The organism is Meiothermus sp. CFH 77666 (assembly GCF_017497985.1).
Lineage (GTDB): Bacteria > Deinococcota > Deinococci > Deinococcales > Thermaceae > Meiothermus.
Window position 1 is genome coordinate 1 of record NZ_JAGDFV010000069.1, and the last position, 676, is coordinate 676.

Annotated in this window: 2 pseudogenes; both read left to right on the plus strand. The window is 63.8% G+C overall.

The annotated features are described in order from the left end of the window. Positions 1 to 276, plus strand: a pseudogene (locus J3L12_RS16585) (transposase family protein); the annotation flags it as partial. Further along, positions 227 to 676 (plus strand): annotated as a pseudogene (locus J3L12_RS16590) (hypothetical protein); the annotation flags it as partial. The pseudogenes J3L12_RS16585 and J3L12_RS16590, both read left to right, overlap by 50 nt.

A 676-nucleotide genomic window follows, 5' to 3' on the forward strand; every position in this document is an offset into this window, starting at 1 on the left:
CCCAGCCCGATTCCCTACCTGATGGAAGTACCCGATCTGCGAGCCCACAACACCACCTACGATTGGCGCTTGTTGTTCATGCTGGTGCTGATGGGGCTGGGGAGTGGACGCACCAACCTGCTGGCGATTGCCCAGTGGGTGCAGGATCAGCGGGATTGGCTGCTCAGCCTGGTCCTGGGTCGGCGGGCCAGCGGTCGGGGCCACCCTCTATCGGTTTGGGTGGGCTTTGGAGCAACAGGCTGCTGCGCTGGAGCAGGCCCTGAAGCAATGGACTAAAGCGGTCTGGAGGGTTCTGCAGGAGCAGGGTCAGGCCAAGGAGCAGGAGTGGTTAGCACTCAGCCTGGACGGCAAACACCTCAAGGGGAGTGCCCGGAGGGGGGTGGGGGATAGGGCTCTGGTGCTGGTATCCGCCTATCTGGGGCAGCTGGGTCTGAGCCTGATGCAAAGGGAAGTCCAGGGGGATGAGGCGGTGGCGGGACGTCGGTTGTTGATGGCGTTGGAGGCGGATCTGGCTGAGTTCGGCATTCCCTGGGTGCTTACCGGGGATGCTGCCCACACCAAGACCCAGACGGCTGCGGCGGTGGGGGCACTACCTGCTCGCGCTCAGGGAGAACCAGGCGGTGTTGAAAGACTGGGGCGAGTTTGTGCTGAGGTATCCCGCAGAGGAGGTTCACCG